The sequence below is a fragment of the Psychrobacter sp. CX16 genome, from assembly GCF_057396245.1.
The window spans coordinates 53,599-71,165 of sequence record NZ_JBXYJF010000007.1 but is presented as its reverse complement, the minus strand read 5'-3'; the positions used below and the strand labels follow the sequence as shown (position 1 = coordinate 71,165).

Sequence of the window (17,567 nt, the reverse complement as noted above, 5' to 3'; positions counted from 1 at the left end):
GTTATACTCACAACATCACTTTAACAAATACATACCGATATGAATGCTATCTCTAATACCGAAAGTCCAACTCAAAAGATATCTCAGCTGTGGCAGCCTTGGTATCAATATAAGCGTCCCTTTGTTAGAGATTTGGCCTTTGCCTTAGCCTGCCCCGATGTTTTAACGCACTGGGTATCACCCAATGCCAATCTGGTATCACCTGAGATTCGTGTCCATCAGTCCGACTTTTGGCAAAGACAGTACGCTATTTATGCTGAGCGTTTGCATCAGCTCGATACCACCACTGCTTATCAAGACCTCACCCGTTATCTAATGTCTCGGCCTAGTCCATATCGCCTTGGCTTTCATTTTGAAGGCTTAATACACTTTTGGTTAGAGGATGGTTATCAGCTAAATCTACATCCTTATGAGGTCGTGGCTCATAATGTACAGCTGTATAACGGTGCTCAGACCACAGGTGAACTTGATTTTATTTTACGTAATCAAGAAACCGATAAGATAGAACATTGGGAGCTGGCCGTTAAATTTTATCTCGGCTCACCGCCCTATGATTTTGCTCATTGGGTCGGTATTAATTCACGCGATACTTTAGAGCGCAAGCTAACACATATGCAAACCAAGCCCTTTCGTAGCGTATGGGTAGATTTAGACTTCTACGAGAAAGTTAAAATAGATAAGCGTTATGTGGTAATGAAAGGCCGTTTTTTTCAACCTAAAGCAGCCCAAGGCAGGCGTCCTGAATGGTTAAATGACAGCTTTCCTTTGCATCTATGGCACTCTATCAGCAACACTGCCGATTTTAAGGCATTAGATGCAGATGATTTACGACCGACTCACTATATCGAATGGTTTACCGCACGTCCCTTTTATAACGCCAGCTATTTAACAGCAGCGTCTCCTAGACAGAGTGAAGCAGAGCTTGAACAATTACCGATTAGCAAACAAGAGAGACGACTGCGCCGTAAACGTTTTGGGCAATGGCCCTATGTACCTCTCACCTTTGAAGATTTAGAAACCAATTTATATATGCAGCAAGATACTCCAGTCGTATTAGTCGTCGATAAGTAGAATCAGTGAACCAATAAACGGTTACGGTGTTAATCTCGCTAAGCCTACATCTGTAGTACTTGCACTCGATTACCTTGTAAACATATTAGAACCTGTATTCATAAGCTACAGTTATGGTATTTTTAGAATAAAATGAGACAATACGAGGCAAAATTGGGTTGAATAGTCATTCTATTCGAGCCGAATTTTAACAAAGTAGTGGCTTGTTTTAGGCAAAAAGAGCCAATTATAGCTTGTGAATACAGGTTCTTAAACCTCTCGATGATAGCTTAAGCTTATTAGCAATAGCCAAAAAGCCTCCATATCGGAGGCTTTCTTTATATCAAGTAAAGATTAAATCACTGTCGTACTTAACGCGCTAAGCGCCACATGTTTACTTGACCTGATTTAGTTTCTGTTAATAAATAACCAGACTCTGTAGTTAGCTTGTTAATAGCACCTTTTGATTTCACTCGGCTGACGATACGGCCATCTTTTGGCGATAAGAGATGTACCACACCATCTAAATCGCCGATAGCAATATAGCTGCCAATAAGCACAGGATTGCTTAGCTTACGATAAGCCAGTGCATCGCTTTCCCATAATTCTTCACCGCTCACACGGTCAAAGGCTTTAACCAGTCCATCAAGTGTGGTCACGATAACAGCATTACCGGCCACGGCGACACTGTTTTTACTAGCGGCTTTCTGGATAAATAGAATTTGGCGACTTGCTAAATCCACACCAATTAACTGACCACTATAACTAACCGCATATAGCTGATTGTTATCAATGGTTGGTGTACCATCAACATCCGTCATGCGCTGGATTTCACTTGCGCCCGCTGGAATGCCTACACGGCGGTTCCAAAGTGGAATACCTGATTCGATATCTACTGCATGTAAGCGACCATCAGCACTGGCAATCAAGACTGTCTCATCATCTAGTAGTGCAGGAGAAGCCGTACCACGTACGCTGATGGTTGGTGTTTGGGTTGCAAACTGCCAAATAGAATCACCCGTTTGTAGTGATAAACCATGCATAATGCCATCGTTACCAGACAATACCACTCTGTTATTGTGAATCAAAGCAGGTGCCAATACTGTACCCGCAATAGCCTTTTGCCATTTGATGCTACCATCATGGGTGTCAAAAGCAATGACGCGCGCAGAACGGGTCGTTACTACCGCTGTTTGTGTTGCGCTATCGTAGCTCACACCGCCCACAATATCTTCTTTTAGGTTTACCTCCCATAGCTTGTCGCCGGAAAGTGTGTAGCTTTCTACTCTACCTGCACCAGAGGCTGCAACGATTTGATTACCATCAAAACCAACATTAAAGCGGTTCACATCAGACAGTTTGGTACGGTTGCTAAGTGACGTATGGAACACCTCATCAACCACATTGACTGACTGCTCAAGTTGAACCAATTTTGTTGGCTTATGAACTTCAGGCTTAATGGTTTTACCACAGCCGGTTAGGGCAATTGCCGCACATAACAAACCAACTTTAGAGGTTTGCATGATGATATTTGCTCGTGATTGTTTGGTTTCGTTATTATGCATAGTTGGCTCAGCTCAATTAGGTTATCAATAAAAACACTAACCAATGGTTATTTACGATTATTTCTTTGCGAATGCTTCAGTTTTTAATCTATATTCTCTATATAAATAGGGGTGTCTAGAGGGTTGTTTAGTCGCCATTATTCTGGAGCGATGTCCTCTGTACCGGCTACTGCATCGGTGCCGATATCTTCAAGTAATGCGTCATCAGTCTCATCTTGTGCGATATCTTCAGTCATAGCTTCTGGCGCCGCAGTCTGCTTAACAATTTCGGGACGTGGCTCGATAGGCTCAGGATTGACACCCATACTCTCAAGCTTAAGTCTTAAGATAGCACGCTCTTCGTTACGCTTAGATAACAAGCTCCATGCATTTTCGTAAGCACGGACCGCTTTATCATTCTCTTTTTGTGCTACATAGATGTCGCCTAACAGCTCTTGCTGCGTCGCCTCAAAAGGCACAGGTACATCTCTTGACGCTTCTGTCATTGCCGCGTCAATATCACCGTTGGCTAGTAATATCGTGGCATAACGCAGCTGAGTGATTGATTCAAGGCCCGCATCATTTAGCTTAATCTCTTTGGCCTTTTTTAGCGCATCTAATGCCGTTTCATGATCACCAGCATCCACCGCATTGCGGGCTTTAATCATCAATGCTTGCCACGCATAAATGGTTGACCCATGCTCAGCAACCAGCGCATCGATGTCTGAGTTTAGCTTTTTACCCGCCTCTCCATCTTCGGCTTGGGCAAGACGTACTGTTTCATTGGCGGTCTCAATTGCTGAATACTTATCCGCGGCTACAGTATCGGTCTTCATTCCTGAGCTTTGTAGATAACTCCAACCAAAATAACCTGCCAAAATCAAAACAATGGCGCCCAGAATATAGCCGGCTGATTGCTTGAGCTTCTCTATAGACTGCTGATCACCGTTTGGCTGATTTAAATCAGGTGATGTGGGAGTAGGACGTTGAGCCATAAATCTACCTAATATGTTAATAACTTAATATAAAATAAAGCGTGCGGTTAATATATTTTGAGTAACCAGAGACTAACTATACCTTGTTTTGAGTCGATACAAAACAGGGTTTAGACACTCAATGTCTTACGCAAAATTCTCAGCACTGTGTAACCACTGATTGTCATGGCTGACCTGCTCACCGGTTTGCATGGTTTTAACGCTGATACTGTTATTTTCGACTTCATCTTGAGCAATAATCACCGTTAATTTTGCGCCTGATTTATCCGCTTTTTTCATCTGTGATTTGAGACTGGTTGCGCTCGACATCTTAATACGTAAATCAGGACGCGCTTCTCTTAACGACTGTGCGTACTTTAAGCCTTCAGCATACAGCTCTGGATGCACGACCACGAAGACATCACAAGCGGTCATTTCAGGTAGTGGATTAACTGCTTGAATCAGTAACAATAGACGCTCAAGACCCATGGCAAAACCAACTGCCGGATCTGATTTAACCGCTTTTGCTTTGTCTGCAGGCTTACCAATAGACTTTAATTGCCCAATGAGACCATCATAACGACCACCGGCACAAACTGTGGCTTGCGAGCCAAGCTTATCAGTTACCCACTCAAAGACCGTTTTGTTGTAGTAATCCAAACCACGTACTAGGTTTGGATTCACTTTATAGTCAATGCCCAAAGCGGTTAAATACGATTTTAACTGTTCAAAATGGGCGTTACTCTCTTCACCTAAGAAGTCTGCTAATTTTGGCGCATCAGCTAATATGGCTTGGGTATTTTGATCTTTACTGTCCAAGATGCGCAGTGGATTGGTGGTCAATCGGCGCTGACTGTCGCTATCTAACTCATCTTTTTTGTCCGTTAAAAAATCAACCAAAGCGGTACGATAAGCCAAACGCTCATCTGATTCACCTAAGCTGTTAATCTCTAAGGTTAGCTCATGGTCAATACCGAAGCGTTTCCACATCATATAAGTCATGGCAATCAGTTCTGCCTCGACATCGACATGCTCACTACCGAAGGCTTCCACACCCAATTGATGAAACTGACGATAACGGCCTTTTTGCGGCTGCTCGTAACGGAACATCGGACCCATATACCAAAGTTTTGGGCTGTCGCCACGTAATAGATTATGCTCAATCACCGCACGTACTGCACCGGCAGTGCCTTCTGGACGCAGAGTAATCGGTGTCGGTGGGTCAGACTTATCGGTAAAGCTGAACATCTCTTTTTCTACGATGTCTGTCGCATCACCAATGGCACGGGCAAATAATTGGGTCTCTTCAACGATTGGCAGACGAATCTCTTCGTAGCCATATTGATCCAACACATCACGTAGCAGACTCTCAAGACGACGCCAATCACTGGTCGGATAGCTCGTCGAAGTTGCTATGTGCAAGATGTCATTAAACCCTTTAATCGACTTAATCATAGTTAGTGCCCAAATTATTTGTCATTATTGTCAGTGCAAATTATTAGTGTTCATTATCAGTAATGAGCTATCGGTAATGATTTATACAAATCAACTATTTAGTGATTAATTTAATGCTTGCTACCGTCTACACGTAGTATCTCATTGGCAGCTTTAGCTTCCGCTTTCGCGACACGCTCGCGTACCATCTTCTCAATATTATCCACTAAGGTGGTGGTATCAATCAGGTGGCTCTTCTCACCTTCTAAATATACCAGTGAATTAGGCGATGCGCCTACTACACCAATGTCCGCTTCTTTGGCTTCACCTGGGCCATTTACTTTACAACCAATCACAGATACATCCATAGGGATACGCACGTCTTCTAAGCGCGCTTCTAGAGCATTCATTACGCGAATCACATCAAATTCTTGACGTGAACAGCTTGGGCAAGCAATAAAGTTAATACCGTTGGCACGGATATTAAGCGATTTTAGAATATCAAAACCAATTTTAATCTCGTCTTCTGGCTCAGCCGCTAGTGAGATACGAATGGTATCGCCAATGCCGTCTAATAACAAGCCGCCTAGAGCAATCGCTGATTTAACGGTACCTGTACGGTAAACACCGGCTTCAGTAACGCCAAGATGCAATGGATTATCAATCTGCTGTGATAATAAGCGGTAAGCATCCAGCGTTAAGAAAACATTACTGGCCTTAACCGATACTTTGTATTGATCAAAGTTTAAGCGCTCTAAGATATCAACATGGCGCATGGCAGACTCAACCATCGCCTCACCGGTTGGCTCTGTATATTTGCGTTGAATCTCTTTTTCTAAAGAGCCTGCATTGACCCCAATACGAATTGGAATATCATAATCGCGTGCACAGGCCACTACTTCACGAACCTTGGCATCATTACCGATATTGCCTGGGTTAATACGCAAACAATCCGCGCCTGCTTTGGCTACCGCAAGGGCAATTTTATAATCAAAATGCACATCGGCAATTAGCGGAATATTAACGCGTTTTTTGATTTCAGCAAAGGCCGCTACGGTATCCATGGTAGGGGTTGAGATACGCATCATATCGGCACCGGCATCGACGCAGCGCTCAATTTGCGCAACCGTCGCATCGACATCACAGGTGTCAGTATTTGTCATACTCTGTACACTAATAGGCGCATCGCCACCGACTGCCACATCACCGACATAGATTTTTTTGGTTTCACGACGTTTTATTGGAGAGGGAGTAGACATAAAGCTTCTCAGTTGACTGAAAGTTTATTTGGAAGGGCTAGATTGTTTTATATTAACTGTATTCTGTTTATTCTATTTAACTTACTGCACTTACTACATTGTGGGCTTGGTTATAAGCATTCATATAAAAGGGCGGATTGGCTGATTATACCAGTGACATAATCAACCCGTCTTTTCATAGCTACTTATACCAGTAACAGCATCTAGAGTTAAGCTAAATCTAAGGGGCTAAGCTAAAGTTGGCTTGGTTGCCTTGTGCAAAATCATTAAGCGCAATCGGTTCGCCATTTAGGTTTAAATTAACTTGAGAGACGTTATTGATTTGCACTTGAAACGGCGGCTTACCGGTGAGCTTATAGCCACCGCGTGACTGATTACCCGTTAATAAGGTTTTGCCTGTGGCATCGACCACACTTAATTCGGTTGGACCTCTCACCCAAAAATCTAGCGTCGCATCTTCTGCATTAGTCGCCGCTTGTTGGTTATTGGCATCATCAGCATTCGCTGTATTGTCTAAGTTCAGCGCTGAGCCTGAGTTATTAAGGTTAACCGCACTGCCACTACTGACTATAGCGGCACCGGCTGACTGCTCGCTGTCTGATAAATCATCAATGATTTGAGCATTTTCAGTTTCAGCTTCTGTCGCATCTTGAGCGTTTGACACGGTACGAATTAAGAAGACCGCTAGAATGATTAGACCAATTAAACCCAACACCAATAAAGGGTTGATACGGATGGAGCGTTTGCCTTCACGCTGCAGGGTACCCATCGGCTTTAATGGCGACTCAATATCACCGACACTCTTCTTTTTGAGCTCATCAGGATAAGCACGATTAAAGCTCTCAGCGATTTGATCAGGATCTAATCCCAGATACTTGGCGTAATTAATCACGAACCCGCGAGAAAATGCTATCTGCGGTAGTGCCTTAAAATCCTCTGATTCAATAGCTTCTAAATGTCTGCGCAAAATAAACAGCTCACCGGCCACGTCATCTAGGCTTAAGCCCTTACTTACGCGAGCTTGTTTGAGTCGATTACCGAATGAGCCGACAGTTTGATTAGATGTATCTAAGGTATTGTTCAACGGTTTTTGCTTGTCTATTTCCATGATGCCTCTGGGTTACGAATCCAAACTTCTAGCCTTTTTGCTTCTTCACTTAATGGAAAGTCAGCCAAAAGTTGTCGCGAAAGTTTCTCTTGCAGTGATAAATTTTGTTGTTCATGAGCAAGCTGAATGCCTTGCAATAGCGTGCGTGGCATCTTATTAGCCATATCGCCCGTTTCGGCTAGCATCTCATTATATAATGCTTGGGCTTGACTGACTTTATTATTATTCATCAAAATATCAATCAGCTCAATGGTCGCTGTCATTCGGGCTCGGCGGTTATTGGGTCTACTGCTCTCTAACACTTTAACAAACGCTTGACTGGCAAGCGGCCAATTTTCTACCTTTGTAGCAGTTCGACCTAAGTTTTCCAACGCACCGATACGCCCTTCATATCCAAGTGCTGATCCGGCAAGTTCAAACTGCGCTATCGCCTCGTCATATCGCCCAACTTGGGATAAATACACCCCATAATTATTACGCGCTTGCATAAAGCTTGGGTCAAGTTCAATTGCTTGCTCGAAGTACTGCTCAGCATTGTTAATGTTGTGCCGGCTGCCTTCTTGTTGCAACAAAACGCCCATCATATCATAGGCAGGCGCATAGTGTTTATTTGCCGCCAACGCTTTTTCAAGTTGCCGATATGCGGCGTCTAACTTATTGTCAGATAAATACTGCGCCGCCATTTGAGTTCTAATAGGGGCAACCTTATTGGCATTGCTTTCTTTGTCAGCAAAGGTGGCTGTATTAGCTGACTGGTAGCCACCATTGGTAGACTGACAGCCGGTCATACTCAAAAAGCCTATCACACCAATACTTAGTACACTGATAGCCGCTATATTAGCACCTTGTACTGTGCGGCCGCGGGTCATCATCCTGATTCCCAATCTCTTATCGCCTGTCTGGTTGCTTTCATTGTTTAAAAACAGTCGTCTATTGTTTATGCGCACTCAATTCATATCGACATGATTGTACGCATTAATAATCGTATTGTAACCACACCACCGACTTTGTGCACTTAAAAGATATAAAATTTTTATCATAATGCAAGCCAATGGTTCGTTTCAAGTACTGATAGTGTTTATCTTAGGCCATAATCTGGCAGTGAATACACACTTAACTCAGTCTTATTCTAATTAGCTTTGTACTTGCAATTCTTGCTCACGGTCTTTGATACTTTGCTGCCATTTGGCTGAACGACGGGTTCTATCTGCAACCTGGCCAACCAACTGACCACAAGCAGCATCAATATCATCTCCGCGGGTTTGGCGAATGGTACACACAAATCCGGCGTTATTTAAAATATTGCTAAACGCATGGATGCGGTTGTTGCTTGAGCGGTCATAAGGCGCATGTGGGAACGGGTTAAAAGGAATCAAATTAATTTTGCTTGGTAACCCTTCTAATAACTCTACCAACTGATGCGCATGCTCATCACTATCATTGACGCCAGCAAGCATCACATATTCAATAGTGACGTGCTTTTTATGACGTGGATTATTATCATGCACATAGGCTTTTGCCGCAGCAATCAGCTCGCTTAATGGATACTTTTTATTAATGGGCACTAACTCATTACGCAGCTCATCGTTTGGTGCGTGCAGTGAGATTGCCAACGCCACATCGATGTCTTTATATAAGTCATACATCTTAGGCACAACGCCTGAGGTTGATAGTGTCACACGGCGTTTTGATAAGCCATAAGCGTGGTCTGATAGCATCAGGCTCATTGAGGATACCACAGGCTTATAGTTAAGCAGCGGCTCGCCCATACCCATCATAACCACGTTGGTAACGTTATTGTGCCATTCAGTGTTGTCCACGCCTTCCATGTACGAGGCGTTAGCGACCCAAAGCTGACCAATGATTTCTGCAGGGGACAAATCACGCTCAAAGCCTTGCTTACCGGTACTACAGAAACTGCAATCTAGCGCACAACCAACTTGTGAAGACACGCATAGAGTCTTACGTCCATTAACCTTACTGTCATCTGCTGGAATCAATACTGTTTCCACAAGCGACCCGCCAGCCACTTTGAATACCCATTTACGGGTACCGTCGTTACTAAACTCTTTATGCACCACCTCTGGCGGACGCACACAGGCTTGCTGTTTTAGCTTTTCGCGCAAGCCTTTTGATAGATTCGTCATCTCATCAAAATCAGTCACTCCATGCTGGTAAATCCATTTCATTACCTGTGTGGCACGAAACGGCTTCTCGCCTATCTCTTTGAAATAGGCGCCAAGTTCTTCCTGACTCATACCCAGAATATTGGTTCTGTGGTCATTAGCATTTGAGTCAGTTTGGCTTGGGTCAAAAGAGGTTAGCTGGCTGTCAGCAGGCTGCATAGGAATTTTGGTCATGATAACTTATCTAACCTAATATGGTGTGTGAATTAAAACGTTTTGGTATTCAAAGGCATATTATAACTTAATTTTATTAAGCACATGTTGTCGTATCTTACCATGCCTGTGAATTAACAATGAAAACGGCCGAGCAAATGCCCAGCCGTCTTTTTTAGAACGCGTATAGAACCAGACTTAAAAGAACTAAATCGCTTGGATTAACGAGTACGATCTAATACTTCGTCATCAGAGAAGAAATAAGCGATTTCGCGTTTTGCTGATTCAGCAGAATCTGAACCGTGTACTGCATTTTCATCGATGCTTGAAGCGAAATCTTTACGGATGGTGCCTTCAGCAGCTTCGCTTGGGTTAGTTGCACCCATGATTTCACGATGCTTAGCAATTGCGTTTTCGCCTTCTAGTACTGACACAACCACAGGACCTGAGGTCATGAAAGATACTAGATCATTGTAGAATGGACGTTCTTTATGCTCAGCGTAGAAACCGCCTGCTTTTTCATTGTCAAGATGTAGCATTTTAGCGCCAACAATCTTAAGACCAGCTTCTTCAAAACGGCTGTAGATAGCGCCGATGTGGTTGCCGCCAACAGCGTCAGGTTTGATGATAGATAGAGTACGTTCGATAGCCATGAGAAGCTCCTTAAAATAAATTATATAGGATGGATTTAAAAAGTATTGAAGGCCTGTCATTATATCTGAGCGCGTTATATTAATAAAACACCCTTCAAACTGTTGCTTATTATAGCGACTCATATGGTAAATGATAGGAAAAAGTGGTGCTTATTCGCAAAATCCAAACATTTTGACATCTGTGCTTAAAAATCAGGTGCTTAACCCAGACTATTGCCTATTCATTCTCCCATTTCCCACCTGTTTAAGCCTCTTTATCCTTATCGCTTTTTTAGTGCGCTCAAAATTAGGATTCGTTATCAATCTTGGTTATAATTAGAGACTCAACACTTAAACACAACTAACTCAGCGACGAATAGCCCATAATAGCCGCTTTGCGCTTTTGATGGGCTATTTCAGTATCTACTGACTTTTAATCATAGGACGGGCTAACTATTTGAGCCACGATTAATCAGCTTAACTAAACAGCAGTTGCTATCTATTTGTGGTGACGTGGCATGCTTTATTTTAAACTTATGATAACTGTGACCCTTAAAGACGTTATATAAAGTATGCTTTATCCCACACATTGATTTTGCTTAAAACACCTGTATTAAAACCTTCAACATTTAAGGGCAGATTGATATCAATTTGTCTGAACCAGACCCACTATTACTTGCTTTATCAAAGGAGCATTCATGCCCCAATCTCGTACCAATCTGAATCCAAAAGAAGACCATTTTGACAGTCTTAATGAGCGCAACTATCAAGTCAGCTTTTTAAAGCGTTATGGACTATTAATCGGTGTGTCTCTTGGCTTTATTATTGCCGTACTATTGTCTGTCTGGTGGCTTGCTATCTTATGTGGCGCCCTTGTTATCTTAGGCATTTATGACACGCTGCAATCAAAACACGCCGTTTTGTACAACTACCCGATTGCGGGTCATATCCGCTACTTTTTAGAAGACTATCGACCCGAAATACGCCAGTATTTCATTGAAGATGACAAGGAGCAGGTGCCTTTTTCTCGTCAGCAGCGTGCGTTGGTTTATCAGCGCGCAAAAGATGTTAGTGATACCAATGCCTTTGGTACATTAGATGATTTGTATGCGCAAGATAAAGAGTGGTTTTTGCAATCGCAGACCAGCCATCCGCTTCATGACAAAGACTTTCGTATTACTGTGGGCAACCATTTATGCCAACAGCCCTACTCGATGTCTGTGTTTAATATCTCAGCAATGAGCTTTGGTAGTTTGTCTGGTAATGCAATTATGGCATTAAACCAAGGCGCCAAAATGGGCGGCTTCACCCATGATACTGGTGAGGGCTCGATTAGCCCATATCACCGTAAATATGGCGGCGACCTTATTTGGGAGATTGGTACTGGCTACTTCGGTTGCCGTGATGCTACGGGTAACTTTGATCCAGAACTGTTTCGAGAGCATGCCCTTGAAGAACAGGTTAAGATGATCGAAATCAAACTGTCTCAAGGCGCAAAACCTGGTAAAGGCGGTGTGTTACCTGCAGAGAAAATTACAGAAGAGATTGCCGATACCCGCCGTATTCCAATGGGCGAGGATTGTATTTCGCCTTCTACTCACTCTGCGTTTAGCACCCCTCGTGAATTGGTGCATTTCTGGCAGCAATTGCGTGAGCTTTCTGGCGGCAAACCGGTTGGCTTTAAGTTATGTATCGGTCAGCCTTGGCAGTTTATGGCCATTGTTAAAGCCATGATTGAAGAAGACAACTATCCTGACTTTATCGTCGTTGATGGTGCAGAAGGCGGTACGGGCGCTGCCCCTGTTGAATTTATGGACAGCGTGGGCATGCCGTTATTAGATGGTTTCTTATTTGTTCACAATGCCTTAGTCGGTGCCGGCGTGCGTAAAAAAATCAAAGTGGGCGTAAGCGGTAAAATTGTCTCAGGCTTTGATATTGCGAAGATGCTAGCCTTGGGTGCAGACTGGTGTAACTCGGCGCGCGGCTTTATGTTCGCTGTTGGTTGCATTCAGTCGCGTTCTTGCCACACTAATACGTGCCCAACTGGGGTCGCTACTCAAGACCCGTATCGTGAAAAAGCACTGGATGTACCAAGCAAATCTGAGCGAGTGGCTAATTTCCATAAAAACACGCTCAAGTCATTGGCAAACATAGTCGGTGCTGTTGGTCTGTCGCATCCTAATGATTTACATGCTTACCATATTGCGCGCCGTATGAATGATGGCTCGATTAAACTGCTGTCAAAATTCTTCTACTTTATGGATGAAGGCGTGTTACTCAATACAGCTGCGCGCGCCGATATTTATAATCAAATGTGGGTAATGGCCAATCCAGATAGTTTTCAGGCTGATAATGAGGCGTATGTGGCATATAATGAGGATTCTCGTGACTGCCACAAGGATCCTGATGAACAGCCTTAATACCTCTAAAAATATCGCAAAACTCAGCATCGCAGCGCTCGCTGTGATGCTGAGCTTAAGCGGATGTAAAGCTGAACAAGACAGCATTCACCGAAATGCTGAAGGCTCAGATAACAGCATCGTGGGCGGCGAGTTTTGCCAATCCGCATCAACGCCTTTTGTCCACTCCTTATGCGCGGTATCACAACAAAAATTATCCGAAGCCGATAGTCGGTTATCACTGCGTTTGTTTTGGAAAACGGGTAAAGAGAAGTCCGAGATATCTGACTCTTCTAGCGCATCAGAGATGGCCGATAAACAGTCATCGCTTGAGCCACTATTTACATTCGATGCATTATTAAACGACTTACCCAAAGATAGCAGCTTAAGATTCGCTGCCAATGCTGGCATGTATGATGCCGAATTTGCCCCCATCGGCTATACCGTAATGCAAGGCGAGCAAATACTGTCTTTGAATTTAAAAGAAGGCGGCGGTAACTTTCATTTAACGCCCAATGGTGTTTTGTGGTGGGATAAAGACAGTCGGGTGTCGGTTACTGAAAGTCATCAATTGGCACAGATGCTCGAAGATGGTAGCGCCAAACCTTGGTACGCATCGCAATCTGGCCCTATGCTAGTCATTGATAATCAGATTCATCCTAAGTTTAATGCTGATAGCACTTCGCTTAAAATTCGTAATGGCGTGGGCGTTTGTGATGATGGCAAGATTAAGTTTGTCACCAGTCATGAGCCGGTTAATTTTTATCAATTTGCCAATTACTTTAAGCAAGAGTTGCAATGTCCGAATGCGCTATTTTTAGATGGGGGTATCGCTTCTGCCCTCTACGCGCCAGACATTCATTATCAAGATAAAAAGAATATGGGTGTGATGGTTGGTCTTGTTGAAAAAGATTAGACGTAATAAACAGCTGATTAGTGGGTGAAAACAAATAATTGTTGCACTGGCACATTACCACACCCACTATCTGGCGAATTTTGCTACAATACGCCTTAATTTATTTAAGCAGCTGTTTTATTCACCTATTTAAAGCCATAAAGTGAAACGCTTAAAGTAATACCTTCTATTTAATACGTATATTCAATAGTCATTGTTATCCAATATCGCTATTCAATACATCACTTCATTTCAATTTTCATTAAATCAAGTTAAGAGAGACAAAACATGGGCTTTAATTGTGGCATCGTGGGCTTACCAAACGTCGGAAAATCAACCCTATTTAACGCATTAACCAAAGCAGGTATTGCCGCTGAAAACTTTCCTTTTTGTACCAAAGATCCCAACGTGGGCATCGTACCTGTTCCTGATCCACGCTTAAAGAAACTAGCTGACATCGTACAGCCAGAGCGTGTATTACCGACCACGATGGAGTTCGTAGACATCGCCGGTCTGGTCGCAGGCGCATCACAAGGTGAAGGGATGGGTAACCAGTTCCTAGCCAATATCCGTGAGACCGATGCGATTGCCCACGTGGTTCGCTGCTTTGACGACGATAACGTGATTCACGTTGATGGCCGTGTCAGCCCAATCGACGATATCGAGACCATCAATACTGAGCTTGCTTTAGCAGACCTAGAAGCCGTAGAACGTGCGATTGTTAACTTAACCAAAAAGGCTAAGGGTAATGACAAAGACGCACAAGCTACGCTTGATGTGTTCAAAAAGATTGAGCCTTTGCTAGCAGAAGGTAAAGCTGCGCGCGCTGCAAACCTAGATGACGATGAGAAAAAGCTAATTAAGAGCTATGGTCTAATCACCTTAAAGCCAACCATGTATATCGCTAACGTTAGCGAAGATGGCTTTGAGAATAACCCTTATCTAGACGCAGTACGCGAGTATGCGGCAAAAGACGACGCTATTGTTCTGCCGCTGTGCAACCAAATCGAAGCAGAAATCTCTCAGCTTGATGAGAATGACAAAGCTGACTTCCTAGAAGCGATGGGTATGGAAGAAGCAGGTTTAGATCAAGTTATTCGCTTAGGCTATAAATTGCTTGATATGCAAACTTACTTTACCGCTGGCGTAAAAGAAGTGCGCGCTTGGACCGTAAAAGTAGGCGCGACTGCTCCTGAAGCAGCCGGTGTGATTCACACTGACTTTGAGCGTGGTTTTATTCGTGCCGAAGTAATTGCTTATGAAGACTTTATCGAATATAACGGTGAGAAAGGCGCTGCCGCTGCTGGTAAATCTCGCTTAGAGGGCAAAACTTACATCGTTCAAGACGGTGATGTGATGCACTTTAGATTTAACGTATAACACTAACCTCCTATCTGTAATACTAAACAGATTATAAATAAGGTTCGCAAATACGGTTAATACAAAATAGCAATAAAGCCGATAATTGATTTATCGGCTTTATTTTGGGTTAGTATTGATATAATATAACATATCAACTCAACCACCATTCTTTTTATTCTGCTAATACTATTATAGGAAATTGCTTATGTCCGCCAATTTTACTTGCCTGTCTGGCTTAGGTCTTATCACTGCCATACTTACCCTCGCCGCTTGCCAGCCTGCTGATGATCATTCAGAAACCAGTCCAGAACATACTGCAACTGATACTACAGAAGCAATGCATGAGCATCATGAAGAAGATGAGATGCATGAGCACCATGAAGAAGACGAGACGCATGAGCATCACGAGCACGAAGCTCTAGAAGGCGAGCATGCAGAGCATGACGCACATCACGACCATGAGCACCATCACGATATTAATTATATTGCCTTACACTGTGAGCCTGAAGCGGATATTAGCGTTTACTACCACACGGATGTCACACCCAAAACAGCGCATTTACTAATTGACGGCATCGAATATGATTTAACCGAAGACAAAGCGCTGCAGCTTGAAAGCTACACCAGCAATCTTGGTTTAGATGAGAACCATGGCCTGGTTTGGCAGCGACAAGATGGCCAAGCCAGCCTATTTTCTGTTCCGGTCAGCATGGTACAAGCCAAGACCTTTGACGATCAAAGTCAGTTAAGTGCGCAAAACAGACTGTATCAATGTGAACAGGCTTCCTAGTTAGTGATTTAACCATTCATTAAATGCTCGATTTAGTCCCATTTAACCATCAGTAATGGCTAATTAGTCCTAGAATTTTTACCGTTTGGTAACAGTTCTGACAACGCTAGGCTGCCTATCCGTTTTTCTGTTATTCTAATTAGCAACTGTCTTTTACTTTGTTGATTGGGTGACCTATGACGCAGCCTAGCCTTAATCTAAAAAATCCGCTTAACTCTTCCCACTCGGCTACTCTCCCTGCCAATAAACGCTGGTCGTATTTATTTACTGACCGCCGCTTAGGCAATATCAAAAAACGTAATCCGCAAGAAAAATCCCGCACGCCATTTCATAAAGACTATGATCGACTTATTTTTTCACAGTCCTTTCGTCAGCTAAACCAAAAGACCCAAGTGCATCCATTAACCAATCAAATGGGCATTCACACCCGACTAACTCACTCACTTGAGGTGTCTTGCATTGGGCGCTCACTGGGTATGATGGCAGCAGAAAAATTACAAGATACCCTGTCTGATGGTCTGCCGCGCGGAGTCAGTGTCGGCGATGTCGGTGTCATTGTGCAAGCGGCTTGTCTTGCACATGATATCGGTAATCCGCCCTTTGGTCATGCCGGCGAATACGCCATTCGTGATTGGTTTAATCAGCCTAGCCAACAGGCGTTTTTGAGCCATATAGCGCCAGAGCAACGACTTGATTTGCAGGGTTATGAAGGCAATGCTCAAGGCTTTCGATTATTAACCCGTAACGAGCACCATCCTGATCGCGGTGGTATGCGCCTGACCTGTGCCACTTTGGGCGCATTTATGAAATATCCGTGGCTTGCTGAGCATAGCAATATCATAGATACCCATTCAAATAATGGCTCGTACAATCAAAGTAGTGAGTCGCAAGCCCTCTCTCCCATCGGTGCGCTAAATATTAATAAATATGGCTGCTTTAATAACGATGCCCATTTATTAGACAAATTAGCCAGCCAATTAAAACTACCCTACTCGCCCAATCATGATGGTTATGCACGCCATCCGCTTGCTTATCTGTTAGAAGCCGCTGATGATATTTGTTATGCGCTGATTGATTTGGAGGATGGCATTCATTTGAATATGATAGATTATCAGGATGTCGAGCCACTCATGTTAGAGCTTATCGGCTCTCGTGGCGCGCCACCTGAAGTGACAAACAATGCACCTATCGTACAAAAATTGGCTGCTCTACGCGGACGTGCCATGATGCGCTTGGTCGATAAAGTGACCCAAGCCTTTGTAACGCATGCCGATGCCTTGCTCGCCGGTGAACTTGAAGGCAGTTTATTTGATCATTGTGAGCCCAGTGTCTGTAACGGTATTGCGCGTGCCAAGAACTTAGCATCCAGTCAAATCTTTGCTCACCCCAGCAAAGTACGTATGGAGCTAATGGCCAATCGCTGTCTGCAAACACTACTGGATGCCTTTATGCCGCTGGCCTTATTACCTGTGACCAAACAGCCGATGCATTTTGAGCAAAAGCATTTAACCCAGTTGCTTAATCAGCATTTGCATACGCTCAACCGTCAATTGGGCGAAGATATTTATGATAATGCTTTAAATATCCTAGACTATCTGACCGGTATGAATGACCATGAGGCCTACCATCTGGCGCAAGATTTAAATGGTATTGGTGATAAAGGTTGGTAAGCTAATGAGCGTTGCTATCCGTTATCACTTTGTGCCTTTGAAAATTTTAGTTACTACCTTGTAAAGACTTGGCTGCGTTATTCGCTTTTGAAGATGCTATTATTAAGCGAT

At 43.5% G+C, this 17,567-nt stretch carries 14 protein-coding genes; 6 read left to right on the top strand and 8 right to left on the bottom strand.

The features are described 5' to 3' along the window. The first annotated feature begins 39 nt into the window (after positions 1-39). A complete protein-coding gene (locus AC2SLM_RS04225; RefSeq protein WP_486552231.1) occupies positions 40-1,071 on the top strand; it encodes a DUF1853 family protein in 1,032 nt (343 codons plus the stop codon). Between the two features lie 350 nt (positions 1,072-1,421). On the opposite strand, the gene bamB is transcribed toward AC2SLM_RS04225, so the two are convergent. From bamB to ndk, 8 genes are all read right to left on the bottom strand, one after another. After that, positions 1,422-2,615 carry an outer membrane protein assembly factor BamB gene (gene bamB, locus AC2SLM_RS04220; RefSeq protein ID WP_486552230.1) on the bottom strand — a complete coding sequence of 398 codons (1,194 nt, stop codon included), beginning with the start codon at positions 2,613-2,615 and terminating at the stop codon, positions 1,422-1,424. Between the two features lie 137 nt (positions 2,616-2,752). Further along, the gene (locus AC2SLM_RS04215; RefSeq protein ID WP_486552228.1) at positions 2,753-3,589 is read right to left on the bottom strand and encodes a YfgM family protein; all 837 of its coding nucleotides are present in this window, start codon (positions 3,587-3,589) and stop codon (positions 2,753-2,755) included. 126 nt (positions 3,590-3,715) lie between these two features. Beyond that, positions 3,716-5,023 carry a histidine--tRNA ligase gene (gene hisS, locus AC2SLM_RS04210; protein WP_486552226.1) on the bottom strand — a complete coding sequence of 436 codons (1,308 nt, stop codon included), beginning with the start codon at positions 5,021-5,023 and terminating at the stop codon, positions 3,716-3,718. 110 nt (positions 5,024-5,133) lie between these two features. After that, positions 5,134-6,261 carry a flavodoxin-dependent (E)-4-hydroxy-3-methylbut-2-enyl-diphosphate synthase gene (gene ispG, locus AC2SLM_RS04205; RefSeq protein ID WP_486542190.1) on the bottom strand — a complete coding sequence of 376 codons (1,128 nt, stop codon included), beginning with the start codon at positions 6,259-6,261 and terminating at the stop codon, positions 5,134-5,136. 220 nt (positions 6,262-6,481) lie between these two features. After that, positions 6,482-7,369, bottom strand: a complete 888-nt coding sequence (locus AC2SLM_RS04200) for a helix-turn-helix domain-containing protein (RefSeq protein WP_486552224.1) — start codon at positions 7,367-7,369, stop codon at positions 6,482-6,484. Then, the gene (locus AC2SLM_RS04195) at positions 7,360-8,241 is read right to left on the bottom strand and encodes a tetratricopeptide repeat protein (protein ID WP_486552222.1); all 882 of its coding nucleotides are present in this window, start codon (positions 8,239-8,241) and stop codon (positions 7,360-7,362) included. Before AC2SLM_RS04195 ends, AC2SLM_RS04200 begins: the two co-directional genes overlap by 10 nt. Before the next feature lie 261 nt (positions 8,242-8,502). Further along, positions 8,503-9,729, bottom strand: coding sequence for a dual-specificity RNA methyltransferase RlmN (gene rlmN / locus AC2SLM_RS04190; protein ID WP_486552220.1), 1,227 nt, complete (start codon positions 9,727-9,729; stop codon positions 8,503-8,505). Positions 9,730-9,929: 200 nt separating this feature from the next. Then, entirely contained in the window at positions 9,930-10,361 is a 432-nt protein-coding gene (gene ndk, locus AC2SLM_RS04185; RefSeq protein ID WP_486542198.1) for a nucleoside-diphosphate kinase, read from the bottom strand. 677 nt (positions 10,362-11,038) lie between these two features. Here ndk and AC2SLM_RS04180 point away from each other — a divergent pair. The 5 genes from AC2SLM_RS04180 (at position 11,039) to AC2SLM_RS04160 (ending at position 17,456) form a co-directional block, all read left to right on the top strand. Then, positions 11,039-12,760: an FMN-binding glutamate synthase family protein gene (locus tag AC2SLM_RS04180; protein WP_486542200.1), complete on the top strand. Its 1,722-nt coding sequence runs from the start codon at positions 11,039-11,041 to the stop codon at positions 12,758-12,760. Beyond that, complete coding sequence (locus AC2SLM_RS04175; protein WP_486552219.1) at positions 12,747-13,655, top strand: phosphodiester glycosidase family protein; 909 nt, start codon at positions 12,747-12,749, stop codon at positions 13,653-13,655. The genes AC2SLM_RS04180 and AC2SLM_RS04175 overlap by 14 nt, the downstream gene beginning before the upstream one ends. Positions 13,656-13,922: 267 nt before the next feature. After that, positions 13,923-15,014 carry a redox-regulated ATPase YchF gene (gene ychF, locus AC2SLM_RS04170; RefSeq protein ID WP_486542204.1) on the top strand — a complete coding sequence of 364 codons (1,092 nt, stop codon included), beginning with the start codon at positions 13,923-13,925 and terminating at the stop codon, positions 15,012-15,014. Between the two features lie 187 nt (positions 15,015-15,201). Next, positions 15,202-15,786 carry a hypothetical protein gene (locus AC2SLM_RS04165; protein WP_486552218.1) on the top strand — a complete coding sequence of 195 codons (585 nt, stop codon included), beginning with the start codon at positions 15,202-15,204 and terminating at the stop codon, positions 15,784-15,786. Between the two features lie 176 nt (positions 15,787-15,962). Continuing rightward, entirely contained in the window at positions 15,963-17,456 is a 1,494-nt protein-coding gene (locus AC2SLM_RS04160) for a deoxyguanosinetriphosphate triphosphohydrolase (protein ID WP_486552217.1), read from the top strand. The last annotated feature ends 111 nt before the right edge of the window (positions 17,457-17,567 follow it).